Source organism: Paracoccus sp. KKT209, assembly GCF_055635455.1.
This window is the reverse complement of the sequence record NZ_JBVMWB010000005.1, coordinates 103,698-128,601: the sequence shown is the minus strand read 5'-3', so window position 1 is coordinate 128,601 and position 24,904 is coordinate 103,698. Positions and strand designations below refer to the sequence as shown.

Here is a 24,904-nt window from a genome sequence, read left to right as displayed (position 1 = left end):
GCGGCATCCTCCCATTCGCGGTCAGTTTGGGACGACAGGCCGGTGCGGGGAAATATCTTTCCGATCTGCGGCCCAGAGGCGGGGGCTATAGCGGCGCCTCGGGATCGGTCTCGGCCCGCCAGATGCCGCGGCGGACCAGATCGCCAATGACTTGCACCGTGATCCGTTCCAACTCGTTGCTGGCGCGGCTCATGGGCTTGGCCGGGTTGCGGACCAGATAGACCGGGCGGGCCATGCGTGGCTCCACGATGGGCGCCATCACCAACTCGCCGCGCTCGACGAAGTCGATGGCGGCGGCCGGGGCGAGGATCGTGTAGCCGCTGCCGCGCGAGACCATGGTCTTGATCTGCGGCAGCGCATCCATCTCTGTCGCGATGGTCAGCGTGACGCCGCTGGTGCGGGCGTGGCGGTCGATCATCGTGCGCAGGCCGTGATGGCGCGAGGGCAGCACCATCTCGACCGGCGCCAGGTCGGCCAGGCGCACCGGGCTGCCGGGGGGCGTCACAAAGGGCCATGTGTCGGGGGCCGAGAAGAAATACAGCTCCTCGGTCATCAGCAGCGTATGCGACAGGTGCCGCACCGCGCCAATGTCGTAAAGGATGCCCAGGTCGATCGACTGATCCTCAAGCCATGTCTGGATGAAGCCGCTCATCGCCTCGACTGCGCGCAGCCGGACCTTGGGCAGCTCGACCCGGACGGTCTCGGCCAGCGGGACCGACAGGACCATCGACACCGAACTGGGCAGGCCGAAGCTGACCTCGCCCACCGCGTCATGGCCCGACTGGCGCACCGCATCCACGGCGTTCTCCAGCGCGCGGGTGATCTGTTGTGCGTGGGTCAACAGCAACTGCCCGGACTGCGTCAGCGACACGCCGCGGGGCGAGCGTTCCAGAAGCTGCACGCCCAGTTCCCGCTCGAGCGAAATGACGTGCTGGGACAGCGACGGCTGCGCGACCGACACCCGCTGCGCCGCGCCCGACAGCGAGCCTTCCTCGGCGATGGCGATGAAGTAGCGCAGCTGTCTGATATCCATCCTGTGCCCCGCATCCGCCAGATGTTTTTCTTCTTGTCCCCTACGAAAAACAGTCTGACGGGACAGGCTCGGCTGCTGCTAGCCTGGGCCGATATCATCGCAGTTCGAGGAGGAACGCAAGATGATCACACCCATCCTTCACCACTACGACCTGTCACCCTTCTGCGAGAAGATCCGCCTGGCGATGGGCCTGAAGGACCTCGACTGGATCTCGGTCAAGGTCGAAGCCGTGCCGCCGCGCCCCGCGCTGGACGCGCTGACCGGCGGCTATCGGCGGCTGCCCGTGCTGCAGCTGGGCGCCGACATCTTCTGCGACAGTGCGCTGGTCTTCGACGCACTCGAACGGCTGAAGCCGACGCCGACGCTCTATCCGCAGGGCGAGGGGCTCGCCAAAGGCCTGTCGATGTGGTGGGACCGCGCGACCTGGATTCCCGCGATCGGCGTGCTGGTCGGCCATATCGGCGAGCATCTGCCGCAGGCCTTCCTAGACGACCGGCGCGAGCACTATTTGGGTTTCGACATCTCGAAGCCTGCGATGGCGCCGCTGCTGCCGGCGCATGTCCAGCAGATGGCGACGATGGCAAGCTGGCTGGATTCGATGCTGGGGCAGGGGCACGACTTCCTGACCGGCGGGCAGCCAAGCGCGGCCGACCTGACCTGTCACCATTCCCTGTGGCTGCTGCGCGCCAATGCCGGCGCCGAGGTGATCGACGCGCAGCTCGGCCTGTCGCCGCGCGTGATCGCATGGATGGGTCGCGTCGCGGCGCTTGGTCACGGGCGCATGACCCAGATGACGCCGGATCAGGCCGTCGCGGCTGCCCGCGATACCCGGCCGGACCCCGCGCTGCTGCCGGAAGGCGATGATCCGAGCGGTCTGAAGCGGGGCACCGAGGTGACGGTGACGCCGGACGACAATGCCCGTGTGCCGGTTCGCGGGCGCCTGGTTGCCGCGAATTCGCAACAGTTGACGGTGTCGGTCAGCGGCGAGGCCGGCGACCTGCATGTCCATTTTCCGCGCGCGGGGTTCCAGACCCTGCCCGTGGCCGCCGACAGCCGCGACGCGGCATGATTCACATCCTACCGCTCGGAAAGGTCCGCCGATGAGCATCGAGACGCAGAAGCAACTGGCGCAGGACTACTTCAAGGCCTTCGCCACCAAGGACGAGGCCTGGCTGCGCCAGCATGTCAGCCCCGACTACATCCGCCGCGACACTACCTTGCCCTTCGAGGTCAAGGGTCCCGAAGGGGTGCTGCAACTGGGTGATCTGTTGCTGGGCGCCTTTTCCGAAATCGCGCTGGATGTGCGGGATGTCGTTGCCGAAGGCGACAAGGTGCTGATCCGGTTGGATTTCAGCGGTGTGCACAGCGGGCCCTTCGGCGACTATCAGGCCACCGGCAAGCGCTTTTCTGTGATGGTGCTGGACCTTTTCCGCATTCAGGACGGAAAGATCGCGGAACAGTGGCCCGCCATCGACAATCTGGGCCTGCAGCAGCAAATCGGCATGATCTGATGGTACTCAGCCCCGCCGCCAGGCGGCGGGGCCGATCTCGTGGATGGAGGCACCCTTTGTGTCCACCGCCAGCATCACCGGCATGTCCTGGACGCGGAAGCGATAGATCGCCTCCATGCCCAGATCGGTCCAGGCGACCGGCTCAGCCTCGCGGATCGCCTGCGATACCAGATAGGCCGCGCCCCCGACCGCGATCATGTAGACGGCGCCATGCGCGGCTATGGCGCGCAGCGCCTCGGGGCCGCGTTCGGCCTTGCCGATCATCACCTTGAGCCCCGTATCGCGCAGCACCCGGTCGGTAAAGCGGTCCATCCGCGTCGAGGTGGTGGGGCCGGCCGGCCCGATGACCTCGTCGCGAACCGCGTCCACCGGACCGACGTAATAGATCGCCCGACCGCGCAGATCGACGGGCAGATCCTCGCCCCGGTCCAGCACCTCGACCATGCGGCGATGCGCGGCGTCGCGTCCGGTGTAAAGCGTGCCCGACAACAGCAGGCGCTCGCCGGGCTTCAGGCTGTCCAGCAGGTCCTGATCCAGTGCGTCCAGATCGACCCGGAGGGCGCTGGCCGCCGCAACTTTTAGCGTGATCTCGGGCCAAAGTGTCAGATCGGGCGGGGTGAAGGTCGCGGGCCCGGTGCCGTCCAGGGTGAAATGGACATGCCGCGTCGCCGCGCAGTTGGGGATCAGCGCCACCGGCAACGAGGCCGCATGGGTCGGGAAGTGCCGGATCTTGACGTCGAGAACGCTGGTCAGTCCGCCCAGGCCCTGCGCCCCGATCCCGAGGTTGTTCACCCGCTCGAAGATGTCCAGCCGCAGCCGCTCGGCCCCGTCCTGCGGGCCACGCTCGCGCAACGCGTCGATGTCGATCGGATCGTTCAGCGACTCCTTGGCCATCGCCATCGCCATGTCGACGCTGCCGCCGATGCCGATGCCCAGCATCCCCGGAGGGCACCAGCCCGCGCCCATGCCCCGGACCTGATCGACCACCCAATCGGCCACCGAAGCTGACGGGTTCAGCACCGCGAACCGGGTCTTGTTTTCGGACCCGCCGCCCTTGGCCGACACCGTGATGTCGACGCGATTGTCCGCCACCATCCGCGTCTGGATCATCGCGGGCGTGTTGTCGCCGGTGTTCCTGCGCGCATCGAACGGGTCGCGCACCACCGAGGCGCGCAGCGGGTTGCTGTCCAGCAGATAGGCCCGGCGCACGGCTTCGTCGACGATCTCCTGCAAGGGGCGCTGCCAATCCAGCCGCGTCTGAACACCGATATCTACGAACACGTTCGCCACCCCGGTATCCTGGCAGATCGGCCGCTGGCCCAGGGCGCACATGCGCGAATTCACCAGGATCTGCGCGATGGCATCCCGCGCCGCGGGGCTTTCCTCGCGCGCGTGGGCGCGGGCCATCGCGGCGATGAAATCGGGCGGATGGTAGCAGGCGATGAATTGCAGCGCCTCCGCGACGCTGTCGATGACATGGCTTTCGGTGATCGGGTCCATCGGCCTCTCCCTCGCTGCGCGAAGTTTGCCACGGACGGTCCAGCGCAGGAACCCGAACGGCAAGAAGGAAAAGCTATCGCCTCTAGCGCAGGTTGCTATTTTCCCGCCGCGCCTTTCAGCCGCTAACCTTTCCTCAGCGGAGCGCGGTGCCGGCGGGCGGGGAAAGCCTTGAGGGTCGCGGGACATCGCCATCTGGGAGGATAGCATGAAGACGTTTCTGACGACGGTCGCCGCGGCGGCCCTGATCTCGACTGCCGCCACGGCGCAGGATGGCCCGGTCCGCATTCTGGCGCTGGACGACCTGACGGGGATGTATTCGGGCAATGGCGGGCCGAACACGGTGCGCTCGATTCAGATGGCCGTGGACGACTTCGGCGGCGAGGTGCTGGGCCAGCCGATCGAGGTGCTGTCGGCCGACCACCAAAACAAGCCGGATGTGGGTTCCGCCCTCGCGCAGCGCTTCATCGACGAGCAAGGCGTCACGATGATGGCGCTTGGCGGGTCCAGCGCGGTCGGTCTGGCCGCGCAGGGACGGGCCGGCGAGGCGGGAGTGATCTCGATCAGCTCGGGCGGCTATGCGCCGAACTTCTCAGGCGATCAGTGCACACCCTATTCGATCCACTGGGCGCCCACCACGCGCGAGCTGGCGCGCGGCGTCGCCGGTGCCGTTGTCGAGCAGGGCGGCGACAGCTGGTATCTGCTGACGGCGGACTATGTCTTCGGTCATGCACTGGCCGCCGATGCCACTGCAGCGGTCGAGGCCGCGGGCGGCTCGGTCCTCGGTCAGACGGTGCATCCGCTGAACACGAACGACATGGCATCGGCGCTGCTTTCGGCGCAGGGTTCAGGAGCGAAGGTCTTCGGGCTGGCCAACGCCGGCACCGATCTTGAGACCACCATCAAGCAGGCGGCACAGATGGGGCTGTCGGGCAACCTCGCGGCCATGCTGGTCTTCGACAACAACGTTCAGGCCCTCGGGCTCGAGGCCGCGCAGGGCATTCGCACGACGACGTCTTTCTACTGGGACCACAACGATGCCAGCCGCGCCTACGGCACTCGCCTGATGGAGATGAACGGCGGGCAGGTGCCGACCATGGGCCATGCCGGGGCCTATGCCTCGACGCTGCACTACCTGCAGGCGGTTGAATCCGCCGGCACGACCGATCCGGATGCGGTGATCGCGGCCATGAAATCGAACCCGATCACCAGCGGCATCTTCGAGAATGCCACCATCCAGGAAAACGGCCGCGTTGTCATGGATATGCTTCTGGTCGAGGTGAACACGCCCGACGAGTCGACCGGCCCGACCGATCTGTATGACGTGATCGCCACGATCCCGGGCAACAGCCTGTTCCTGCCGGCCGCCGACAGCGGCTGCCCGCTGACCGAGAATTGAGGCCGGCGATGAAGCTGCTGAAAAGCACGACCTCGCCCTTTGCCCGGCTGGCCCATGCCATGCTGATCGAGGCCGGCGCCACCCTCCAGGTGGAGCTACTGAACCCCTGGGCGGACCCGGATGCGCTGACCCGGGTGAACCCTGCCCGCCGGGTGCCGACGCTGATCCTGGACGATGGCACGATCCTGACCGAGGCCATGCTGATCGCCCGGCACGCCGTGACGCTCAGCCCCGCGGATTCGCATCTGCGGGCCGAAGACCCGCAGCAGCTCTCGATCGCGGGTATGGGCTTCGGGATGATCGAGGCGGCGGTCTACATCATGACCGGGCGCAAGATCACCTCGGACGATCTGGCGATCACCGAGTTCGACAGCCATCCGGTGGCCAAGCGGCGCCGCCGGGCCATGGCCGAGGGGCTGACGCAGCTGGAGGCGCGGGCGGATCACCTGTCGCGCGAGCGTCTCGGCCTGGGCGAGCTGATCGTGGCGGACGCGATCCAGTATATCGACTTCCGCTTCCCGCGCGCCGAGTGGCGCCCGGCGATCCCGCGGCTGGACGGCTGGCTGCGGGACGCGATGGCGCATCCGTCTCTGCGCGACACCGTGCCGTCATGAGCGGGGTGGCCACAGCGGCAGCACGCGCGCCGGCGGCCGCGGTGCTGTCGGCGCGCGGCCTGACCAAGCGCTTCGGCGGCTTCACGGCCACGGACAACGTGACGCTGGATGTGGCCGAAGGCACGATCCACGCGCTGATCGGCCCGAACGGAGCAGGGAAGTCGACGCTTTTCGCGCTGCTGACCAAGTTCCACACGCCCAGTTTCGGCCAGATCCTGCTGGACGGCGAGGACATCACCCGTCTGGCGCCGCCCGCGATCGTGCGCCGGGGCATGGTGCGCTCGTTCCAGATCTCGGCGGTGTTTCCGCACCTGACTGTGCTCGAGAATGTCCGCGTTGCGCTGCAGCGCCGCCACGGGCTGGATCGCCAGTTCTGGCGCCCGGCCAGCTCGCTGCAGCGGCTGGACCGGCAGGCGATGGACCTGCTGGAGCAGGTAGGCCTTGCCGGGCAGGCGGGGTCCGACGCGGCGGCGCTGTCCTATGGCCGCAAGCGCACGCTGGAGATTGCGACGACGCTTGCGCTCGAGCCGCGCGTCATGCTGCTGGACGAGCCGATGGCGGGGATGGGCCGTGAAGATGTCGCGCTGGTCGAGGCGCTGATCCGCCGCGTCGCCAAGGGGCGCACGATCCTGATGGTTGAGCACAATCTGGGTGTGGTCGAGACGCTGGCCGATCGCGTCACGGTGCTGGCCCGCGGCGCTGTGCTGGCTGAGGGCTCGTTCGCCGAGATCCGCGCCAATGACGAGGTGCGCCGCTCGTACATGGGGGCCGATCATGACTGACCTTCTGAACATTCGCGGGCTGCAGGGCTGGTACGGGGAAAGCCACGTCCTGCACGGCATCGACGTGACCGTCCGCCCCGGCGAGACCGTGGCGCTGATAGGGCGCAACGGCGCCGGCAAGACCACGACCCTGCGGGCGCTGATGAACCTGCTGGACAGGCGCGAGGGCGCCATCGTGATGGACGGACAGGACCTGATGAACCTGCCGCGGCACCGCGTAGCCGCGCATGGTCTGGGTTATGTCCCCGAAGAGCGGGGCATCTTCACGACGCTCTCGGTGGCCGAGAACCTGCGCCTGCTGCCGCGCACCGGCGCGGGCATGAGCGATGCCCAGATCTTCGAGTTCTTTCCCAACCTGCAAGAGCGTCTGGCCTCGGACGGCGGTAAGCTGTCGGGCGGCGAGCAGCAGATGCTGGCGATCGCGCGCGTCCTGCGCACCGGGCCGCGTCTTCTGCTGCTGGACGAGCCGACCGAGGGGTTGGCCCCGGTGATCGTGCAGCGCATCGGGCACATGTTGCGGGCGCTAAAGGCTCAGGGCCTGGCGATGCTGCTGGTCGAGCAGAACCTCGCTTTTGCGCGGGGACTGGCCGACCGTTTCTACCTGATCGAGAACGGCCGTATTGCCGGCAGCTTCGCGCGTGACGAATTCGAGGCGAACGCTGACCGCATCGCCGCCATCGTGGGGGTCTGACATGGCCGAGTTTCTGGGCATCCCGCTGCCGGTCCTGTTCGGGCAGCTTCTGATCGGCCTGTTCAACGGCGCGTTCTATGCGATCCTCAGCCTTGGGCTGGCGATCATCTTCGGGCTACTGCGCGTCATCAACTTCGCCCATGGCGCGCTTTACATGCTGGGGGCCTTCGCGGCCTATCTGCTGGGAGAATGGCTGGGCCTGTCCTTCTGGGCGCTGCTGATCGTCGCGCCGCTTGCCGTCGCCGTGTTCGCCGCGGGGGTTGAACGGCTGCTTTTGGCGCGGCTGCAGGGGCTGGACCCGCTCTACGGGCTGCTGCTGACCTTCGGCCTTGCCCTCGTGATCGAGGGGATGTTCCAATGGCGCTTCGGCGTTGCCGGCCAGCAATTCGCCATGCCGGCGCAGCTGTCGGGCACTACCATCCTGGGGCCGCTGTTCCTGCCTCATTACCGCGTCTTTGTCATCATCGCGGCACTGGCCGTCTGCCTGGCCACCTGGGCCGCGATCGAGCGCACGCGCATCGGCGCCATCCTGCGTGCCGCGACCGAGAACCGGCCGCTGGCCGAGGCCTTCGGCTTTAACGTGCCGCTGCTGATGACCGCCACCTATGCCTTCGGCGCCGCGCTGGCGGGCTTTGCGGGAGTTCTGGCCGCGCCGGTTTTTCAGGTCAGCCCGCTGATGGGCACGAACCTCATCATCGTGGTCTTCGCGGTGGTGGTGATCGGCGGCATGGGATCGATCGGCGGCGCGATCCTGGCCGGGCTGATGCTGGGCCTCGCCGAAGGCCTCACCAAGGTCGTCTATCCCGAGGCCTCGAACATCATCGTCTTCGTCATCATGGCGATTGTCCTGTTCTTCCGTCCGGCCGGCCTGTTCGGCAAGGCCGCCTGAGGTGCCCTCCATGACCGATACGACCGTTTCCGCCCCCGTCCGGCCCAGCCTGTGGCGCTTTGCAATGCTGGCCCTTTTGCTGGCGCTGCTGGCCGTGGCACCGACGCTGGCCTACCCGCTGTTCGTGATGAAGTTGCTGTGCTTCGCGTTGTTCGCGTCGGCCTTCAACCTGCTGCTGGGCTATACCGGGCTTTTGTCCTTCGGCCATGCGACCTTCTTCGGGGGCGCGGGCTATGTCACCGCCCATGCGATCAAGGCCTGGCAGTTCGAGCCGCTTGCGGCCATCCTTCTGGGAACCGGGGCGGCAACACTTATGGGCGCGCTGATGGGGGTCGTCGCGATCCGCAGGCAGGGCATCTACTTCGCCATGACCACGCTGGCGCTATCGCAGATGGCCTATTTCCTGTTTCTGCGCGCGCCGTTCACCAATGCCGAGGACGGCATCCAGAACGTGCCCCGCGGCGCGCTGCTGGGGATCGTAAACCTGAACGACATCACCAACCTCTACCTTTTGGTCGCGGCGGTCTTCATCATCGGCATGGCGATCATCTGGCAGGTGATCCACTCGCCCTTCGGCCATGTCTTGCGCGCCATCCGCGAGAACGAGACCCGCGCTCAGTCCTTGGGCTACCGGGTCGACCGCTACAAGCTGGGCGCCTTCGTCATCTCGGCCGGCCTGACCGGACTGGCGGGGGCGACGAAGGTGCTGGTCTTCCAGATCGCCACGCTGAATGATGTCTCGTGGCAGATGTCGGGTTCGGTGATCCTGATGGGGCTACTGGGCGGCGTCGGCACGGCGGCCGGCCCGACCGTCGGCGCGGGCCTGATCATCACCATCGAGAACTACCTCGCCACCAGCGGATTCCCCGTGCAGGTCATCCTGGGCCTGATCTTCATTCTCTGCGTGCTGATGTTCCGTCAGGGCATCGTCGGCACGCTGGCCGCACGTCTGCGGCGTCGCTGACCAACCCGGAGCCTCTCATGTCCCTTCCCCTGACCGGTTTGAAAGTCGTTGCAGTCGAGCAGGCGGTCGCCGCGCCCTTCGCCACCTCGCGGCTGGCCGATGCCGGGGCCGAGGTCATCAAGATCGAGCGTCCCGAGGGTGATTTCGCGCGCGGCTACGACGCCGCGGCTGCCGGCCAGTCCAGCTATTTCGTCTGGCTCAACCGCGGCAAGACCTCGGTGGTGATGGACCTCACGGACCCGGCCAACAAGAGCCGCTTCGCCGCGCTTGTCGCCGGCGCCGACGTGCTGGTGCAAAACCTCAAGCGCGGCGCGCTGGCGCGCTTGGGTTTTGCGCCCGAAGATCTGCTGACGCGCCATCCGCGCCTCATCACCTGTTCGATCACCGGCTACGGTGAGGGCGGCCCGCTCGCCGACCGCAAGGCCTATGACCTGCTGATCCAGGCGGAATCGGGTTTGTGCTCGATCACCGGCGGCCCGTCCGAGCCGTCGCGCGTCGGCATGTCGATCGTGGATGTGGCGACCGGGGCCACGGCCCATGCGGCCATCCTCGAGGCGCTGATAGCGCGCGGCATCACCGGGCGCGGGGCGAACATCTCGGTGTCGATGTTCGACGTGATGGCCGACTGGCTGACCGTGCCACTGCTGAACCACGAAGCGGGCAACAGTCCCAAGCGCGTCGGCATGGCCCATCCCTCGATCTCGCCCTACAGCGCCTTTGCCACCGCGGACGGGCAGCTGATCCTGATTTCGATCCAGAGCGACCGGGAGTGGCGCAAGCTGGCCGAGGTTTTCCTGGGCCAGCCCGAACTGGGCCGCGATGCGCGCTTTGCCACCAACGTCGCCCGCGTTGCGAACCGCGCGCAGACGGATGCCATCGTGGCCGATGCCTTTGCCGCCATGACCGCCGAAGAGGCCGAGGCGCGGCTGCTGCAGGCCGACGTCGCGCTGGCGCGCGTCAATGACATGGCGGGCCTGTCCGCCCACGCGCATCTTCGCCGGATCACGGTCCAGACGCCGAACGGACCGGTCCGCTATCCGGCCCCCGCGCCCGTCATCGCAGGCGCGGCGCGGGATTACCGGCCCGTTCCCGCAATCGGCGAGGCGCAGCCATGAACTTTTCGCTCCCGATCGCCCCACTTTTCGTGCCCGGTGACCGGCCCGAGCGCTTTGCCAAGGCGGCGGCTTCGGGCGCCGACGCGGTCATCATCGATCTCGAGGATGCCGTGGCGCCCGAAGCCAAGGCGCGGGCACGCGGGAACCTTCGCGCCGGGCTGATCGAGACGCCCGTGATCTTGCGGGTCAACGCCATGGGCACCGCCTGGCACGACGAGGACATCGCCGCGGCCATCGCGGCAGAGGCCGGCGCGGTGATGCTGCCCAAGGCCGAGGACCCCGCCGCAATCGCCGCCCTGACCATGCGACTGGACGGAATGCCGGTGCTCGCCCTGATCGAGAGCGCGCAGGGGCTTGCGGCGGCACGTCAGATCGCCCGCATCCCCGGAGTCACCAGCCTGGCCTTCGGGTCGGTCGATTATTCCCTGGATCTTGGAATGGCCCACCGGCCCGAGCTGCTGCTGCCCGCGCGCAGCGAACTGGTGCTGGCCGCGCGGCTCGGGGAACTCCTGCCGCCGCTCGATGGGGTGACGACACAGCTGGATGACATCTCGGTCACGCAGGCGGATGCGCGCCATGCCCGCGAGCTTGGGATGGGCGGCAAGATGTGCATCCATCCGCGCCAAGTCACGCCGGTGCAGCAGGCCTTCCTGCCCTCCGAGGCCGAACTGGCCTGGGCCCGCCGAGTCCTCGGCGCCGCAGAGGGCGCGTCGGCTCTGGATGGCGAGATGATCGACCGCCCAGTGCGCGAACGCGCGCAGCGCATCCTTCGCGCGCACCCCGGCTGACATGGGCGCCGCGCGCCGGACCGAAGGCAGGGGTCGGACCCGCTTATAGCCGATGGGTATGGCCCCCATGACAAAGCGGTATTTCACCTTGGACGCCGCTTGCGGCAGGCTGAGCCTGCTGACGCGACGACCGGAGGGACGGCCTTGATTCAATCCTCGAGCGACGAATACCAGGATATTCGCGACGCGGTGCGTGCGCTCTGCGCTGAGTTTCCCGACGAGTACCACCGCCGCATCGACGCCGAGCGCGGCTATCCCGAGGCTTTCGTCGATGCCCTGACCAAGGCTGGCTGGATGGCCGCCCTGATCCCTGAGGAATACGGCGGCTCGGGCCTGGGGCTAACCGAAGCCTCGGTCATCATGGAAGAGATCAACCGTGCCGGCGGCAATTCGGGCGCCTGCCACGGCCAGATGTACAACATGAACACGCTGCTGCGGCACGGCTCCGAGGCGCAGCGGCGCGATATTCTGCCCCGGCTGGCCTCGGGCGAGCTGCGGCTGCAGTCGATGGGCGTGACCGAGCCGACGACCGGCACCGACACGACGCGCATCAAGACGACCGCCGAGCGGCGGGGCGACCGCTATGTGATCAACGGCCAGAAGGTCTGGATCAGCCGCGTGCAGCATTCGGACCTGATGATCCTGCTGGCGCGGACCACGCGGCTGGCCGAGGTGACGCGAAAGTCCGAGGGCCTGTCGATCTTCCTCGTCGACGTCAAGCAGGCGATGGCCTCGGGCATGGCGGTGCGGCCCATCGCGAACATGGTCAATCACGAAACGAACGAGCTGTTCTTCGACAATCTCGAGATCCCGGCCGAGAACCTCATCGGCGAAGAGGGGCAGGGGTTCCGCTACATCCTGACCGGGCTGAACGCCGAGCGGGCGCTGATCGCGGCCGAATGCATCGGTGACGGCTACTGGTTCATCGACCGCGTCACCCGCTATGCCGGCGAGCGCATCGTGTTTGGCCGCCCCATCGGCCAGAACCAGGGCGTCCAGTTCCCCATCGCCGAAAGTTATATCGAGATCGAGGCTGCGAACCTGATGCGCTACAAGGCGTGCCGCCTGTTCGACGCCGACCAGCCCTGCGGCGCCGAGGCGAACATGGCGAAGTATCTCGCCGCCAAGGCCAGTTGGGAGGCCGCCAATGCCTGCATCCAGTTCCACGGCGGCTTCGGCTTTGCCTGCGAGTACGATATCGAACGCAAGTTCCGAGAAACGCGCCTCTATCAGGTCGCGCCGATTTCAACGAACCTGATCCTGTCCTATATCGCCGAGCATGTGCTTGGCCTGCCGCGCAGCTTCTGACCAGCTCAGCCCAACGACCAGGCCGCTGGACTTGGCATTTCTGCACCGGAAAAGGATGCATGCGATGGATGTCGATCTGGAACATCTCCGGCACTGGATCGGCCGGACCGAGGCCAGCGTCGAGCCGCTGACGGCTGCGCTGGCCGAACGGTTTCTGGCAACGCTGGATCGTGACGGAGGCATCGAAGACGGGCAAGTCGCGCCACCTCTGATCCATCTGTGTCTAACGCAGCCGGCGGCCCGCTCGTCCGAGCTTGGCCCGGACGGGCACCCCGCACGGGGCGGCTTTCTGCCGCCGGTGCCCCTGCCGAACCGGATGTGGGCGGGCGGCGCGTTCCGGTTCATCGCGCCGCTGCGGGTCGGCAGCAGTGTAACCCGCCGGTCGCGCATCCTCGATGTGCAACTGAAGCAGGGGCGCAGCGGTCCCTTGTGCTTCGTGACGGTGGAACACGAGATTTCGGGCGATGGCGCGCTGGCGGTGGTTGAGACCCAGGACATCGTCTATCGCGGCAGCACCGCCGCAGCGTCCGTAACCGCTGCCCCTCCCGCGCCCTCAGGCGCACATCGCCGCCAGATCGAGGCGGGGGCGACCCTGCTGTTCCGCTATTCGGCGCTGACCTTCAACGGTCACCGGATCCATTACGACCGGCCCTATGCCACCACGCAGGAAGGCTATCCTGGCCTGGTGGTGCATGGTCCGCTGCAGGCGACCCTGCTGGCACATCTGGCGCAGGATCTGAGGGGTGCGCCGCCGCGAGAGTTCTGGTTCCGCAGCCTCTCGCCGCTGTTCGACAATGCAGGCTTCAACCTTCATGCGGTCGATGACGGGGCGTCGATGTCCTTGTGGACTGCGCGCGACGGCGGACCGGTTGCTATGCAGGCGACAGCATTCTGGTGAGGCAGGCGGGCTTCCCCGTCAGATCTTGCGCAGGACGCGCAGCGCATAGGGCTGGCGCAATGCAATAGAGCCTGGCGAGGCCAGTTCGGGCTGTAGCGCGGCGACGATTTCTTTCCGATCCGCAGCAAGGGTGTCGCCGGTGATGTGGTGGCTCTGCCGCAGATGTGCGTGAAGCGCGCCGATACTGGCAAAAATGTGCAGAACATCGAACCTCTCGGACCGCAGGCAGGTCCATTGCTCCTGCATCCCGTCTGGCATCGTCTGGCTGGTCGCTGCTTCTGCGCTGAGCGCCGGGAACGATGAACTTTCCGCCAAGGGCGTCACGGCGATCAGCACGCCGTGCCGCCGCAGGACGCGGCCGATCTCCAGTTGCGCTTCAGCTTGGTGCAGCACGCCGGCCGCATTCGGAAGAATGACCGCACCGAAGCTTGCCGCCTTGCAGGGGATGCGCGTGGCTGGCGCTGAGTAGAAGGTCGGACCCGGCACGCGGCGACGGGCCAGGTCGATGGCGGCCAGGTCGGGATCGACGCCGGTCACGGCGTAACCCCGACGTACCAGCTTTGCGGACAGATCCCCGCGCCCGCAGCCGAGGTCCAGAACCCGCCGCACACGCTCGGCGGCAAGGACCTGCAGGATTGCCTCGACCAGCGCCTCTGGACCCACAGTTTCGGGGCCAGGGCCCTGCGGTGCTGCCTGCGACGGACCGTCCTCGCGCATCGCCTCTTTATCTCGCTTGACGTCAGAGCCTTCTGACGCGGCCTCAGATCGTGCGGCCGCCGTCTACCTCCAGAATGACGCCGGTGATGAATTCGGCCTCGTCCGAACCGAGATAGAGCGCCGCATTCGCGATGTCCTTGGGCTCCGACAGGCGGCCGAGCGGGATGGTGGCGATGAACTTCGCGCGGTTCTCGGGCGTGTCGGGCATGCCCATGAACTGCTCCAGCAGGCCGGTCACGCCCATCACGGGCGCGATGCCGCAGACGCGGATCTTGTCAGGGGCAAGTTCCACGGCCAGCGAGCGGGTCATCAGGTTCACCGCCCCTTTCGACGAATTGTACCAGGTCAGGCCGGGGCGCGGCCGGATGCCGGCCGTCGAGCCGACATTCAGCATCACCCCGCCGCCCTGCTGGCGCCAGACCTGCACGCAGGATTTGGTCATGTGGAAGATCGACAGGACGTTGATGTCGTAGATCTTTCGGAAGGTCGCCTCGTCCGTTTCCATCAGGGGACGATTGGGATTGGTCCAGCCGGCATTGTTGACCACGATGTCGAGGCGCCCGAAGGCTTCCACCGTCCGGTGGACGGCGGCCTGGACCTGATCGCCGTTCGAGACGTCGCAGGTGACGGCGATCGCGTTTTCCCCCAACTCGCGGGCGACGCGGTCCGCGCCGTCGCCGTTCAGGTCCACCACCGCGACCTTGGCCCCCTCGCGGATATAGGTTTCGGCGATCCCCTTGCCGAACCCCGAGGCCGCCCCGGTCACCATTGCCGTCTTTCCGTTCAGGCGCATGTTCGCCTCCTTCCTTGTCATGGGTTGCGCCAGCTGCCCCGGGAGCGCTCAGGCCCCGGTGCCGGCCGGCTCCAGCGAGCCCTCGCTGACCTCGCCGCGTTCGATGACCAAGGTCCGGTTCGCGAAGCCGCGCAGGAGCGCCGGGTTGGACTCGGTGATGATCAGCGTGATGGTCTTGTCGGCATCGCGCAGGGCCCGCAGTGCGGCCGCGTATCGCTGCGCCAGTGCCGGGGCGAGGCCTTGGAAGGGCTCGTCCAGCATGACCAGCCGCGTGCCCGACATCAGCGCGCGGCCCAGGGCGACCATCTTGCCCTGTCCGCCCGAAACGTTGCCTGCTGGCCTGGCGGCCATATCGCGCAGCTCGGGCAGGATCTCGTAGACGCGGGCGAGGCGCCGACGCGTCTCGGCGCCGTCGATCCGCGCGGCCTGGGCCGGCAGCAGGATGTTCTCCTCAACCGTGAAGGCCGAGAACAGGCGCCGGTCCTCTGGCGAGTACCCGATCCCGAGACCGGGGCGCTTGGGCGGGGGCACGTTGTCCAGCCGCGTGCCATCGAAACGAATCTCGCCGGTGACACGGGTGAAGCCCATGATGCTGCGCAGAAGCGTCGTCTTGCCCGCCCCGTTGCGGCCGATCAGGGCCAAGGTGTCCGAGGCGTCGACCCGAAAGTCGAGATCGCGCAGGATTTCGATGATGCCGATCGAGGCGCGGACACTCCGGAATTCCAGCATCAGGCGATCTCCTCTCCGATCACGTCGCGGATGACATCGGGATGGGCGAGAACCTCATGGGGTGTGCCGCGCAGCTGCACCTTGCCCGTGTTCCAGACCGCGACCTCGTCGGCGTGGCGACTGACGATGCCCATGTCATGCTCGACGAAGACCGATGTCACCTGCGCCTTGGCCAGGGCGGCAATCAGGATCTCCATCACCTTGTGCTTTTCCGACGAGGCAACGCCGGATGTCGGCTCGTCCAGGAGCAGAAGCCGGGGCTTCAGCGCCAGCGCCACGGCGATGTCGATAAGCTTGCGCTGGCCCTCGGACAGCTCGACCACGGGGCGGTTCGCGACATCGGCGCAGTTCACCATCTCGAGCAGGTTCATCATCTCGTCGCGCTGCGCGATCCGGTGCATGGGCCGCAGCGGATTGCGCAGCCCCTCGCGGGCCGAGGCCGAGATCAGCAGGTTCTCGAGCGCGGTGTGCTCTGTGAAGAGCTGCGGGATCTGAAAGGCGCGGGCGACGCCGCGCTTCACGATCTTGCGCGGCGGCAGCGGTGTGACGTCCTCGCCCTCGAAGAAGACCTTGCCCGAGCTGGGCTTGATCCAGCCCGTGCAGATGTTCAGGAAGGTCGTCTTGCCGGCGCCGTTGGGGCCGATGATGGCCAAGTTGCGCCCGGCGTCGATGCGGACGCTGACCTTGTCGGCTGCGGTGATGCCGCCGAACTTGATGGTCAGATCGCGGGTTTCCAGAAGCGGCGCCGCAGTCATGCCCGAGTTCCTCCGTCGCGATGCCGGCCGATCAGCCGGTCGAAGATGCCCATGATGCCCCCCGGCGCGAAGAGAATGATGATCAGCAGGAACACGCCCAGCAGCAGCTGCCAGATATCTGCGGCGAAGGCCGAGGCGTAGATCCGCACCATCTCGTAGATCAGCGCGCCAATGAAAGCACCGCGGACCGAGCCCGCGCCGCCCAGCACCGCGATGAAGACCATCTCGGCCGAGCGCACCCACCAGACATATTCGGGCGTCACCACGCCCTGCGTCATGCCCATCAGCGATCCGCCCAGCCCGCAGAGCACCGCCGACAGCACGTAGCCCGACAGCAGCACCCGGCGCGGCGACAGGCCCAGATATTCCAGCCGCGTCTCGTTCGTTTTCAGCGTCTGGAACAGCTGCCCCGCCGGAGAGGCGAGCCAGCGCAGCGTGAACCATCCGCAGCCGACGACCAGCGCCAGCGCCAGATAGAACAGGACCAGCTCGAACTCCGAGCGGCCGAGCTGCTGGCCCAGAACCGAGGGCCGCGTCAGCCGGATGCCGTCGGCGCCGCCGGTATAGTGGTAGAACTTCTCGAGGATCGACCAGAAGATCATCGAGAAGGCGAGGTTCAGCATCCCGAAAAAGATGCCGCGATATCGCACTACGAACAGTCCCACCAGCACACCCGACAGCGCCGCGCCTAATGCGCCCGCCAGCAGCACCAGGACCAGATCGGCCCCCGGCATGGCGGTGACGAGGAACGCCCCGGCATAGGCCGAGATGCCGAAGAACAGCGCGTGACCGAACGAGACCTGCCCGGCGCGCAGGATCACCGTCACGCCCAGAACGGCCAATCCTTTAGCGAGAGCCAGATTGATCAGCAGCTGAAGCTGGGGCGCCAGCAGAGGCACCGCGACAAGGGCAAGGACGGCAAGCGCCGTCAGGATGGTGCGCGGCGACAGGCCGGGCGAGGCGGACATTTCGGTCCGGGTTTCGCGAAGGCTCATGTCCTCTCCTTAGATCTTGCGGGCGACAGGGCTGCCGAACAGCCCCTCGGGCCGCACCAGCAGGACCAGCACCATGATCAGATAGGGCACCAAGACCGCGACCTCGGGCCAAAGGTAGACGGCGTAGGAACGGCCCAGCCCGATCATCAGCGCGGCCACCGCGGCCCCCTCGATCTGGCCCAGACCAGCCGTGGCGATGACGGCAAAGGACAGCACGATCATGTTCGCCCCCATTCCCGGCAGGATCGAGGTGGTGGGCGAGGCCAAGGCGCCGCCCAACCCGGCCAGGATGGCGCCGACGATGAAGGTGAACAGGAAAACCTTGTCCGCGTCGATGCCGATGGACTGAGCGGCTTCGCGGTCCTCGGTCGTGGCGAGGATGAGCTTGCCGATGATCGTGTGGCGCAGGAAGATGCGCAGCCCCAGCAAGAGGACCAGCGCGACCACTGGCAGCAGGATCAGCTGGTAGACCGTGTAGGTCACGCCGAAGACGGTGACATTTCCAAGCGCCTGCAGGGCGCTGGCCTGGAAATACGGCTGGGTGCCCCAGACAAGGCGCTGCACGTCCTCAAGGATCATGAAGACCGCAAACGTTACCAGCAATTGCAGCACCTCAGGCTTGTTGTAGATGCGGCGCAGCAGCAGCCACTCGATCGGTCCGCCCAGGAGGACGCCCACCAGCACCGCCGAGACGATCATCAACGGAAAGGCTAAGATCGGGGCAAATCCGAGCGCGAGGAACCAGGCTGTCAGCGAAGCCGTCGCATAGGCCCCGATCGCGTAGAGCGAGCCGTGGGCCACGTTCAGGATGCGCATGACGCCGAAGATCAGCGTCAGCCCGAGCGCCACGATGAAGATCAAAGCCGCATAGGAAATGCCGTCGAACAGTGCCAGCAGGAAAATGGTAAGGTTCATCGACGGGTCCCTTCCGTGAAGACAAGCGGGGGCCCGGCATTGCGGGCCCCGGTTACTGCCTTACTCAGTTCTCGAAGCTGTCCGACTCGATGTTCTCGAGGTAAGACGCGTCGAGCCCCTTGATCCAGTCCAGCGAGTTCTCACCCACCGGCGGCAGAAGCTGCGCGCCGTCGTAGATGCGGATGTCCTCAAGCGTGGCGAAGGGATATTCGCCAGCCTGCACGCTGGTTCCCAGCAGCTGCGCCTCGACGCCCTGATTGTCCTCGCGCAGCGTGATCGGGCGGCCGAAGGCTTGGAACTCGAGCTCCTCGAAGGCGGCCAGAAGCTGCTCTTCGGTCGGCCACTCGACGTCGTTTTCGTCGATGGCCTTCTCGTAGGCCGATTTCATCGCCTCCAGTGCCTGCGCCGCGTGGAAGACTGAATAGATCGGGATGCTGCCCGTGGTTTCGCGGAACTCGGTGATGAAGGCCTGGAAGTCCTCGTCGTCGCGCTGCTCGGGATGCAGGAAGTAGTGGTCCCCGCGTGCGCCGACGATATGTCCGGCGGGCAGGCTGGAGCCGAGCCGTTCGAGCGAGCTTTCCGCCAGCGGCAGCACGAAGGTTGTGTTGTTCATCAGCCCGCGCTGGAACGCCTGCTGCACGAACGTGTCCAGATCGCCGCCCCACGAGGTGGACAGGATCACGTCCGGCGACAGCGCCTGCAGGCGCGAGATCTCGGCCGAGTAGTCCGGCGCGCCGAAGGCGGGGAAGAACTCGCCCACGATCTGGGCATCGGGTTTGAGCACGCGCAGCGCGTTCGAGAAGATGTCCCAGCTGTCGCGGCCCCAGGCATAGTCCTGGTTCACGACCGCGATGGTCTGGAAGTCGGGCTTGGTCTCGAGCAGATAGAGCACCGTGGCCATCATCTCGGCGGTGGCGTTGGCCTGGGTGCGGAAGACGTAGTCATAATCCGCTTCTTCAAAGATGCGCTGCGTGCCGCAATCCCACATCAGGTTGGGCACCTGCAGATCCTCCGCCAGCGGCGCGAGGGTCTGGCAGTTGCCCGACGAGATCGAGGCCATCATCACCTCGGCCTCGGCGGCGACGCGACGGAACTCGCTGGTCAGCGCCTCGGCGCCCGCACCCTCGTCGATGTAGGTCACGCGGACGGGCACGCCGTTGATCCCGCCGTCCTCGTTCAGCTTGCGCACGAGGATCTCCATGCCCTCACGCGCCGGAACCCCGAAGACCGAGGCGGGACCTGTGAGGAAGGTCGTCATCCCGACCTGCAACTCGAATGGCTTGTCCTGCGCGAACGCGGAAAGCGGCAGCATCGCGCAGAGTGCGGTCGTGGCTAGAAAGCGTTTCATTCTGTCCTCCTTTGGATGATGTCGCTCAGCGGATGGCGATCGGGTTGATCATCATCTGCACCGCGCCCTTGACCCGTGCCTGGCCCAGCACGAACATGAACTCGTTGACGCCATCGGCGGCCAGTTCACGCGTGTCCATGTTCTCCAGGATGTAGATGCCGTTATGCGCCTGCAGGATCTGGTGGGCGCGGAACGCCTCGCCTTCGGTTTCCGCGGGAACGACCTCCATGCCCCACGTGTCGGCGCCGACGGCCATCACGCCGATCTCGGCCAGATATTCGGCGCCGGTGACGCCCAGTCCGGGCTCGGCCGCGGCGTAACGCGCGGGATCGGCGGTCTCGCCGTCCAGCAGGTTCAGCCAGTTCGAGTGGAACAGCACCACGTCCCCCTCGCGGATCTCGACACCTTGCGCCTCGGCTGCCGCGCGGACGTCATCGGCGGTATAGGCGACGCCTTCTTCGACCATGTCGGTGTCGAAATGGCGGGTCATGTCCAGCAGCACGCCGCGCCCGACCAAGCCCGGAAGCTTGTCCAGCCCTAGTTCGGTCAGTCCCGAGGCCGGAGCAAAATCGCCGTAGCGGCGACCGCCGTAATAGACGTGGTCCTCGCCCGAATGGCCCAGGCCGTCGATCTGCGGACCGATCCCAAGCCAGCCCATGAAGATGTCGTCGTTGTAGGTGAAGGCATTCTCGCCCAGACCCGAATTGCCGTTCTGCCCGGGTTGGAGTACGGTTACCGACATGCTGCGCGGCGGAAAGGCCGGGGTGTCCGGCCCGACCACGATGCCGAGGCTGTAGACCTTGCCCTCGGTCACCAGCGCAGCGGCCTCCTTGGTGCGGTCAGGCGTCATGTGATTGGCCGCGCCCAGCTGGTCATCGGCGCCCCATCGCGATTGCGTCCAGGCGGGCGCCTCTTCGGCCTGCTGCGCCATCGGCGCGGCAGGCAAGGCCAGCGCGGCTGCACCAAACGCAAACGTGAACAGGCCGGGCCGCGCCGCGGATTTTTCCAAAGATGTCAGAATCCTCATAGCTTCCTCCCAGAGCTTGAGACAAGAAAAGGCTACGCGCCGGGGGAGGGTGCGACCAATATGGTCTGGCGATTCCGGTCATAGCTTTATCTTATCACTGCACCGTGTAACGTGTCGCACGGGGATGATGCCGCTACTCTGCACGCCGCCACATGGTGGTGTCACGCGACAGGGGGGAGAACTTCATGGAGATCACGGCAGCCGTACTTGAACGCGGCGGGATCGAGCACGGCTTCGAGCAGGCGCGGGCGCTGACTGTCCGTACTGTCACCCTTGACCTTCCGGGACCGGGGGAGGTGTTGATCCGGGTCGCGGCGGCAGGGGTGTGCCATTCGGACCTGTCGGTGATCAACGGAACGCGGCCGCGGCCGGTGCCGATGGTTCTGGGGCACGAGGCCTCAGGCTTTGTCGAAGAGGTCGGGGCAGGGGTTCTGGACCTGGTTCCGGGCGATCATGTCGTGTGCATCTTCGCGCCGGGTTGCGGCAACTGCCTGATGTGCGCCGAGGGCCGGCCGGCCCTGTGCACCCGCGCCGCCGCCCATCACGGCAAGGGCGAACTGATGACTGGTCATCGGCGGCTGTCGATGGACGGCCGCCCCGTGCACCACCATGTCGGCGTTTCGGCCTTTGCCACCCATGCGGTGCTGGCCCGCCCGTCGCTGGTCAAGGTCGAGGCCGACCTTCCGCCGCATCTCTCGGCGCTGTTCTCCTGCGCGATGCTGACCGGGGCGGGCGCGGTCTTTAATACGGCCAAAGTGACGCCGGGCAGCAAGGTCGCGGTCTTCGGGCTGGGGGGCGTCGGACTGTCGGCCATTCTCGGCGCGGCGGCGGCGGGTGCGGGCGAGATCATCGCCGTCGACCCGTTCGGTGCAAAGCTGCAGGCGGCGCTGGAGATGGGCGCGACGAAGGCGGTCAAGGCCGACCCGCACACGATCGAGGCGGTGCGCGAGCTGACGCAGGGCGGCGTCGACGTCGCCATCGAGGTTGCCGGTTCGGTGCAGGCGCTGGAGACGGCTTGGGGCTGCACTTGCCGGGGGGGGCTGACCGTGACGGCGGGCCTGCCGCATCCCGACGCGAGGATGCCGCTGAACGCCTTGCAGCTTGTCGCCGAGGAACGGACGCTGCGCGGCAGTTACATCGGCTCCTGCGTGCCGCAACGCGACCTGCCGCGCATGTTCGCCCTTCACGCGCAGGGCAAGCTGCCGGTCGACAAGATGCTGACGCACCGGCTGAAGCTGGCCGAGATCAACCGCGCCATGGACCGGTTGGACGATGGCAGCGCGATCCGACAGATCGTGGAATTCGACTGAGCGATCGGCGCGGCATGGTGGACATCCGGCAGCTTCGCTACTTTTTGGCCATCGCCGAGGCGCGCTCGATCTCGGCCGCGGCGGTGGCCGTCGGTGTCGCCCAGCCCTCATTGTCCCAGCACATTCAGCGGATGGAAGAAGAGCTGGGGCTGAAGCTGGTCGATCGCTCGCCGCGGGGCTCGCTGCTGACGCAGGAGGGCCACGTTCTGGTCGAACATGCCCGGCGGATCTGCGACAGCCTCGACCGCTGCGTGGCGGACATGCGCGAGCTGGGGGGCGTGATCCGCGGCAAGGTCGGCTTCGGAATGCCGCCCTCGTGCTCGATGGTGCTGTCGGTCCCCTTGGCCGAGACGGTGCGCCTGGAACTGCCCGAGGTGCGGCTGCGCGCCGCCGAGGCGATGAGCGGCTACATCAAGAACTGGATCAAGGACGGCACGGTCGATATCGGCTTCCTCTATGATCTGACGGACGCCGAAAGTTTACGCGCGACCCATGTGATGGACGAAGAGCTGTTCTTCTATTCGGCCCCCGACGCTTGGCCCTTGCAGACGCCACCTGGTGCCCCGGTTGCCCTGCGCGATCTCCAGGACCTCGACATGATCCTGACCTCGCGCGGGCTTCGCCAGACCATCGAGAGCTATTGTCAGAAGCATGGCGTCACCCTGAACGTGGTGATCGAGATGGACGCGATGACGCAAATCAAGGAGCTGGTCGCACGGGGCTCGGGCTATACGATCTTCGCCCCGGTGGCGGCGCAGGACTATGTGCGGCGTGGCGAGCTGCTGCGCGCGCCGATCGTGCAGCCAACGATGCTGCGTCCCGTCTATCTCGTGTCGAACCCGGCGCGGGTGATGACACGTGCCTGCCGCTCGGTCGAGCAGGTGACGCTGGACGTGTCCCGCGAGCTTGTGCAGCGCGGCATCTGGGAGGCGCAGCTGGTCTAGCCGCGCCTGCGGATCAGCGCGCCAAGCTGCCTTGCGGAGACTGTCTCGGGCGCGTCGTAGATCCCGTCGGCAAGCTCTAGAAGCGGGCCGGCCTCATCGCGCAGAACCGCGCGGGCCTTCTGGCGCAGCCTGTCGCGCAGTGCTTCGGCCGGAATCGGGTGGGCGAGGTCGTGCCGGAAGGGCAGGGACCGGCCGTCGCGCAGGAAGACGGTCCCCTCTGCCTGCTGATCGCCGACGCTCGCATCGCCCAGAACCTCGACTCGCGCGGCGAAATCTGAAAGGCCGGCATCGGCGGCCAGCACGTCGGTATAGGTGCGGTCGTCGCCGGTCGCGCGATCCGAAATTACCATTCCCGCGAGCCAGACGTAGCTGAACTTGACCTCCAGTCCAGTCGCCGGGCGTTTCACATCGCAGACCCGCAACCAGCGCGGCGCGGTTCGCAGCTCCAGCCGCGCAACATTGTCTGCCGTGAAGGAATGACGGGCCCGCAGGTCAAGTAAGCCCTCGATCATGGCGTGTAGGCCGTGGCAGCAGGCGTGAAACTTGTAGCGGTTGCTCAGGAAACGGAATGAAAAGTCGCTCAAGTTTGTCACGTCAGACCGTAGTGCGGACAGATCGGGGTTGTTGGTATGGGTCTCGACGAATCCTTGCGGCCCGAAGACACCGTCCCTTGCCGTGCTGAAACCCACCTGCGCAAGCCGGACCGCTTCGATCCCGTTGGCAGCGGCAAGACCAGCGTTCAGGGGCTTTCCCATGGTCCCAAATTGTGACTTCAGCCCCGAGGCAAAGGTCGCACAAAGGCTAAGGGCGCGAAGCTGCGCCTCCGCATCGAGACCGGCAATTCGTCCTGCAGCCATAGTGGCGCCGAAGGCTCCTGCGGTAGCTGTCTGGTGGAAGCCGCAATTGTAGTGGCTAACGCCAAGCACCATCCCGAGCCTGATGGCGCCCTCCGCTCCGACCAGGAAGGCGCTCGACATCTGCGCAACGCTGAGGTCGTCTTTTTCCGCCAGCGCCAGCACCGCCGGAAAGATCCCGACTGAAAGATGGCCTACATGGTCGAAATGCGTGTCATCAAAATCGAGAGCGTGAGAGATTGTGCCATTCGATAAAGCCGCAAGCCGAGGCGAGGCCATATCGCCCCCGAACAGACTTGCACATGCCAACGGCCCGCTTTCCGCCTCTGCATAAGTACGAATGATCTGTGCGACCGGCTCGTTCTTACCTGCTAGGCCGCAAATCAACCAATCGAACAAGGACTGCCGCGCCAGCCGCAGCGGCTTAGCGGGCAGTTGCTCGTATGGCAAGCTGGCCAGCGCAACGAGGAAATCAAGTGGGCTGTCTTCTGTCATCGGTGTGCTGCCATGGTGGTTTCTGCGACTATACTGTCGCGCGTTCTGAGATCATTTCCCCAAGGCAGACCATCCGGAAATAGCTTTTTCTGAGGCGAGACATAGACGCTTGTTCTGACACAAGCCATGCAGGCCTCGCGGCAGCTGGCTCTTGAAAGGCAATGCCGTTCAACCAGTGCAGCGATATGCTGTTGTCGGCGCCCACGGTCAGGTCCCCCTCCTAGTGCTTTGCCACGGCGGGATCTTTGAACTCGGTCGGGCGCTCCATGATCGGGGCTGCGTTCTTGATCTTGCGCGGTTTCAACCCGTTCTGCGTTGCGTGCCTAGTGCGCTGCATCGCACGAGCGCTGCGGAGGCAATCCTGCAGTTCCTTCTTCGAAAACACGCGGGTCTGGACATGGAAGCTTCTGTAGATCGTCTCATGCCACCCGCGGTGCCTTTCCTCTGACCCACCCTGATCGCGCGGACCAGTTTCTGTCTTAGTACATGATCGGCCTTTTTGCTGAGGCAGGCGCTGACGGGGGAGAGGACAC

25 protein-coding genes and 1 pseudogene are annotated in these 24,904 nt (G+C 66.4%); 14 read left to right on the top strand and 12 right to left on the bottom strand.

Annotation, left to right across the window (positions count from 1 at the left end; genetic code table 11):
* Nucleotides 1–85: 85 nt before the first annotated feature.
* On the bottom strand, nt 86–1,033 hold the full coding sequence (locus ACZ2G3_RS20430) for a LysR family transcriptional regulator (RefSeq protein WP_470400176.1): 948 nt from the start codon (nt 1,031–1,033) through the stop codon (nt 86–88).
* A 121-nt stretch (nt 1,034–1,154) separates the two neighbouring features.
* Between ACZ2G3_RS20430 and ACZ2G3_RS20425 the strand changes: the two genes are divergently transcribed.
* On the top strand, nt 1,155–2,102 hold the full coding sequence (locus tag ACZ2G3_RS20425) for a glutathione S-transferase family protein (protein WP_470400175.1): 948 nt from the start codon (nt 1,155–1,157) through the stop codon (nt 2,100–2,102).
* Between the two features lie 31 nt (nt 2,103–2,133).
* A complete protein-coding gene (locus tag ACZ2G3_RS20420; protein WP_470400174.1) occupies nt 2,134–2,544 on the top strand; it encodes an ester cyclase in 411 nt (136 codons plus the stop codon).
* Nucleotides 2,545–2,550: 6 nt separating this feature from the next.
* On the opposite strand, the gene ACZ2G3_RS20415 is transcribed toward ACZ2G3_RS20420, so the two are convergent.
* A complete protein-coding gene (locus ACZ2G3_RS20415; RefSeq protein ID WP_470400172.1) occupies nt 2,551–4,044 on the bottom strand; it encodes a FumA C-terminus/TtdB family hydratase beta subunit in 1,494 nt (497 codons plus the stop codon).
* Between the two features lie 205 nt (nt 4,045–4,249).
* Here ACZ2G3_RS20415 and ACZ2G3_RS20410 point away from each other — a divergent pair, with 205 nt between their 5' ends.
* From ACZ2G3_RS20410 to ACZ2G3_RS20365, 10 genes are all read left to right on the top strand, one after another.
* Entirely contained in the window at nt 4,250–5,440 is a 1,191-nt protein-coding gene (locus tag ACZ2G3_RS20410) for an ABC transporter substrate-binding protein (protein WP_470400171.1), read from the top strand.
* Nucleotides 5,441–5,448: 8 nt separating this feature from the next.
* Nucleotides 5,449–6,054, top strand: a complete 606-nt coding sequence (locus ACZ2G3_RS20405; RefSeq protein WP_470400169.1) for a glutathione S-transferase family protein — start codon at nt 5,449–5,451, stop codon at nt 6,052–6,054.
* The gene (locus tag ACZ2G3_RS20400) at nt 6,051–6,836 is read left to right on the top strand and encodes an ABC transporter ATP-binding protein (protein ID WP_470400167.1); all 786 of its coding nucleotides are present in this window, start codon (nt 6,051–6,053) and stop codon (nt 6,834–6,836) included. The genes ACZ2G3_RS20405 and ACZ2G3_RS20400 overlap by 4 nt, the downstream gene beginning before the upstream one ends.
* Nucleotides 6,829–7,527 (top strand): ABC transporter ATP-binding protein, encoded by a 699-nt coding sequence (locus ACZ2G3_RS20395; RefSeq protein WP_470400166.1) that lies wholly within the window; start codon nt 6,829–6,831, stop codon nt 7,525–7,527. The genes ACZ2G3_RS20400 and ACZ2G3_RS20395 overlap by 8 nt, the downstream gene beginning before the upstream one ends.
* A gap of 1 nt (nt 7,528) precedes the next feature.
* Nucleotides 7,529–8,416, top strand: a complete 888-nt coding sequence (locus ACZ2G3_RS20390; RefSeq protein WP_470400164.1) for a branched-chain amino acid ABC transporter permease — start codon at nt 7,529–7,531, stop codon at nt 8,414–8,416.
* A 10-nt stretch (nt 8,417–8,426) separates the two neighbouring features.
* Nucleotides 8,427–9,380, top strand: coding sequence for a branched-chain amino acid ABC transporter permease (locus ACZ2G3_RS20385; protein ID WP_470400162.1), 954 nt, complete (start codon nt 8,427–8,429; stop codon nt 9,378–9,380).
* A 17-nt stretch (nt 9,381–9,397) separates the two neighbouring features.
* The gene (locus tag ACZ2G3_RS20380) at nt 9,398–10,495 is read left to right on the top strand and encodes a CaiB/BaiF CoA transferase family protein (RefSeq protein ID WP_470400161.1); all 1,098 of its coding nucleotides are present in this window, start codon (nt 9,398–9,400) and stop codon (nt 10,493–10,495) included.
* Complete coding sequence (locus tag ACZ2G3_RS20375; protein ID WP_470400159.1) at nt 10,492–11,283, top strand: HpcH/HpaI aldolase/citrate lyase family protein; 792 nt, start codon at nt 10,492–10,494, stop codon at nt 11,281–11,283. The genes ACZ2G3_RS20380 and ACZ2G3_RS20375 overlap by 4 nt, the downstream gene beginning before the upstream one ends.
* Nucleotides 11,284–11,430: 147 nt before the next feature.
* Complete coding sequence (locus tag ACZ2G3_RS20370; protein ID WP_470400236.1) at nt 11,431–12,591, top strand: acyl-CoA dehydrogenase family protein; 1,161 nt, start codon at nt 11,431–11,433, stop codon at nt 12,589–12,591.
* Between the two features lie 64 nt (nt 12,592–12,655).
* The gene (locus ACZ2G3_RS20365; RefSeq protein WP_470400157.1) at nt 12,656–13,489 is read left to right on the top strand and encodes an HTD2 family dehydratase; all 834 of its coding nucleotides are present in this window, start codon (nt 12,656–12,658) and stop codon (nt 13,487–13,489) included.
* An 18-nt stretch (nt 13,490–13,507) separates the two neighbouring features.
* On the opposite strand, the gene ACZ2G3_RS20360 is transcribed toward ACZ2G3_RS20365, so the two are convergent.
* The 8 genes from ACZ2G3_RS20360 to ACZ2G3_RS20325 form a co-directional block, all read right to left on the bottom strand.
* Nucleotides 13,508–14,206 carry a class I SAM-dependent methyltransferase gene (locus ACZ2G3_RS20360; RefSeq protein WP_470400155.1) on the bottom strand — a complete coding sequence of 233 codons (699 nt, stop codon included), beginning with the start codon at nt 14,204–14,206 and terminating at the stop codon, nt 13,508–13,510.
* Between the two features lie 43 nt (nt 14,207–14,249).
* The gene (locus tag ACZ2G3_RS20355) at nt 14,250–14,999 is read right to left on the bottom strand and encodes an SDR family oxidoreductase (RefSeq protein WP_470400153.1); all 750 of its coding nucleotides are present in this window, start codon (nt 14,997–14,999) and stop codon (nt 14,250–14,252) included.
* Nucleotides 15,000–15,047: 48 nt separating this feature from the next.
* A complete protein-coding gene (locus ACZ2G3_RS20350; RefSeq protein WP_470400151.1) occupies nt 15,048–15,728 on the bottom strand; it encodes an ABC transporter ATP-binding protein in 681 nt (226 codons plus the stop codon).
* Nucleotides 15,728–16,483, bottom strand: coding sequence for an ABC transporter ATP-binding protein (locus ACZ2G3_RS20345; RefSeq protein ID WP_470400149.1), 756 nt, complete (start codon nt 16,481–16,483; stop codon nt 15,728–15,730). The genes ACZ2G3_RS20350 and ACZ2G3_RS20345 overlap by 1 nt, the downstream gene beginning before the upstream one ends.
* Entirely contained in the window at nt 16,480–17,478 is a 999-nt protein-coding gene (locus ACZ2G3_RS20340; protein ID WP_470400147.1) for a branched-chain amino acid ABC transporter permease, read from the bottom strand. Before ACZ2G3_RS20340 ends, ACZ2G3_RS20345 begins: the two co-directional genes overlap by 4 nt.
* Nucleotides 17,479–17,487: 9 nt before the next feature.
* Nucleotides 17,488–18,393: a branched-chain amino acid ABC transporter permease gene (locus tag ACZ2G3_RS20335; RefSeq protein ID WP_470400145.1), complete on the bottom strand. Its 906-nt coding sequence runs from the start codon at nt 18,391–18,393 to the stop codon at nt 17,488–17,490.
* Between the two features lie 64 nt (nt 18,394–18,457).
* Nucleotides 18,458–19,741, bottom strand: coding sequence for an ABC transporter substrate-binding protein (locus ACZ2G3_RS20330; RefSeq protein ID WP_470400143.1), 1,284 nt, complete (start codon nt 19,739–19,741; stop codon nt 18,458–18,460).
* 25 nt (nt 19,742–19,766) lie between these two features.
* Complete coding sequence (locus ACZ2G3_RS20325) at nt 19,767–20,768, bottom strand: cyclase family protein (protein WP_470400141.1); 1,002 nt, start codon at nt 20,766–20,768, stop codon at nt 19,767–19,769.
* Between the two features lie 185 nt (nt 20,769–20,953).
* Here ACZ2G3_RS20325 and ACZ2G3_RS20320 point away from each other — a divergent pair, with 185 nt between their 5' ends.
* Nucleotides 20,954–22,078, top strand: a complete 1,125-nt coding sequence (locus ACZ2G3_RS20320) for a zinc-dependent alcohol dehydrogenase family protein (protein ID WP_470400140.1) — start codon at nt 20,954–20,956, stop codon at nt 22,076–22,078.
* Nucleotides 22,079–22,092: 14 nt separating this feature from the next.
* Nucleotides 22,093–23,022, top strand: a complete 930-nt coding sequence (locus ACZ2G3_RS20315) for a LysR family transcriptional regulator (RefSeq protein ID WP_470400139.1) — start codon at nt 22,093–22,095, stop codon at nt 23,020–23,022.
* Here ACZ2G3_RS20315 and ACZ2G3_RS20310 read toward each other — a convergent pair.
* Entirely contained in the window at nt 23,019–24,371 is a 1,353-nt protein-coding gene (locus tag ACZ2G3_RS20310) for an MmgE/PrpD family protein (RefSeq protein ID WP_470400138.1), read from the bottom strand. The two genes, ACZ2G3_RS20315 and ACZ2G3_RS20310, sit on opposite strands and share 4 nt — an antisense overlap.
* A gap of 161 nt (nt 24,372–24,532) precedes the next feature.
* Nucleotides 24,533–24,816 (bottom strand): annotated as a pseudogene (locus tag ACZ2G3_RS20305) (IS30 family transposase); the annotation flags it as partial.
* Nucleotides 24,817–24,904 lie beyond the last annotated feature (88 nt).

What these genes read in the sequence shown, in the direction of transcription:
- ACZ2G3_RS20355 (WP_470400153.1), bottom strand. Translation starts at nt 14,999, where the DNA reads ATGCGCCTGAACGGAAAGACGGCAATGGTGACCGGGGCGGCCTCGGGG.
- ACZ2G3_RS20425 (WP_470400175.1), top strand. Translation starts at nt 1,155, where the DNA reads ATGATCACACCCATCCTTCACCACTACGACCTGTCACCCTTCTGCGAG.
- ACZ2G3_RS20325 (WP_470400141.1), bottom strand. Translation starts at nt 20,768, where the DNA reads ATGAGGATTCTGACATCTTTGGAAAAATCCGCGGCGCGGCCCGGCCTG.
- ACZ2G3_RS20430 (WP_470400176.1), bottom strand. Translation starts at nt 1,033, where the DNA reads ATGGATATCAGACAGCTGCGCTACTTCATCGCCATCGCCGAGGAAGGC.
- ACZ2G3_RS20330 (WP_470400143.1), bottom strand. Translation starts at nt 19,741, where the DNA reads ATGAAACGCTTTCTAGCCACGACCGCACTCTGCGCGATGCTGCCGCTT.
- ACZ2G3_RS20310 (WP_470400138.1), bottom strand. Translation starts at nt 24,371, where the DNA reads ATGACAGAAGACAGCCCACTTGATTTCCTCGTTGCGCTGGCCAGCTTG.
- ACZ2G3_RS20360 (WP_470400155.1), bottom strand. Translation starts at nt 14,206, where the DNA reads ATGCGCGAGGACGGTCCGTCGCAGGCAGCACCGCAGGGCCCTGGCCCC.
- ACZ2G3_RS20415 (WP_470400172.1), bottom strand. Translation starts at nt 4,044, where the DNA reads ATGGACCCGATCACCGAAAGCCATGTCATCGACAGCGTCGCGGAGGCG.
- ACZ2G3_RS20340 (WP_470400147.1), bottom strand. Translation starts at nt 17,478, where the DNA reads ATGAGCCTTCGCGAAACCCGGACCGAAATGTCCGCCTCGCCCGGCCTG.
- ACZ2G3_RS20375 (WP_470400159.1), top strand. Translation starts at nt 10,492, where the DNA reads ATGAACTTTTCGCTCCCGATCGCCCCACTTTTCGTGCCCGGTGACCGG.
- ACZ2G3_RS20315 (WP_470400139.1), top strand. Translation starts at nt 22,093, where the DNA reads ATGGTGGACATCCGGCAGCTTCGCTACTTTTTGGCCATCGCCGAGGCG.
- ACZ2G3_RS20345 (WP_470400149.1), bottom strand. Translation starts at nt 16,483, where the DNA reads ATGACTGCGGCGCCGCTTCTGGAAACCCGCGATCTGACCATCAAGTTC.
- ACZ2G3_RS20380 (WP_470400161.1), top strand. Translation starts at nt 9,398, where the DNA reads ATGTCCCTTCCCCTGACCGGTTTGAAAGTCGTTGCAGTCGAGCAGGCG.
- ACZ2G3_RS20385 (WP_470400162.1), top strand. Translation starts at nt 8,427, where the DNA reads ATGACCGATACGACCGTTTCCGCCCCCGTCCGGCCCAGCCTGTGGCGC.
- ACZ2G3_RS20365 (WP_470400157.1), top strand. Translation starts at nt 12,656, where the DNA reads ATGGATGTCGATCTGGAACATCTCCGGCACTGGATCGGCCGGACCGAG.
- ACZ2G3_RS20410 (WP_470400171.1), top strand. Translation starts at nt 4,250, where the DNA reads ATGAAGACGTTTCTGACGACGGTCGCCGCGGCGGCCCTGATCTCGACT.
- ACZ2G3_RS20350 (WP_470400151.1), bottom strand. Translation starts at nt 15,728, where the DNA reads ATGCTGGAATTCCGGAGTGTCCGCGCCTCGATCGGCATCATCGAAATC.
- ACZ2G3_RS20395 (WP_470400166.1), top strand. Translation starts at nt 6,829, where the DNA reads ATGACTGACCTTCTGAACATTCGCGGGCTGCAGGGCTGGTACGGGGAA.
- ACZ2G3_RS20400 (WP_470400167.1), top strand. Translation starts at nt 6,051, where the DNA reads ATGAGCGGGGTGGCCACAGCGGCAGCACGCGCGCCGGCGGCCGCGGTG.
- ACZ2G3_RS20335 (WP_470400145.1), bottom strand. Translation starts at nt 18,393, where the DNA reads ATGAACCTTACCATTTTCCTGCTGGCACTGTTCGACGGCATTTCCTAT.
- ACZ2G3_RS20320 (WP_470400140.1), top strand. Translation starts at nt 20,954, where the DNA reads ATGGAGATCACGGCAGCCGTACTTGAACGCGGCGGGATCGAGCACGGC.
- ACZ2G3_RS20405 (WP_470400169.1), top strand. Translation starts at nt 5,449, where the DNA reads ATGAAGCTGCTGAAAAGCACGACCTCGCCCTTTGCCCGGCTGGCCCAT.
- ACZ2G3_RS20390 (WP_470400164.1), top strand. Translation starts at nt 7,529, where the DNA reads ATGGCCGAGTTTCTGGGCATCCCGCTGCCGGTCCTGTTCGGGCAGCTT.
- ACZ2G3_RS20420 (WP_470400174.1), top strand. Translation starts at nt 2,134, where the DNA reads ATGAGCATCGAGACGCAGAAGCAACTGGCGCAGGACTACTTCAAGGCC.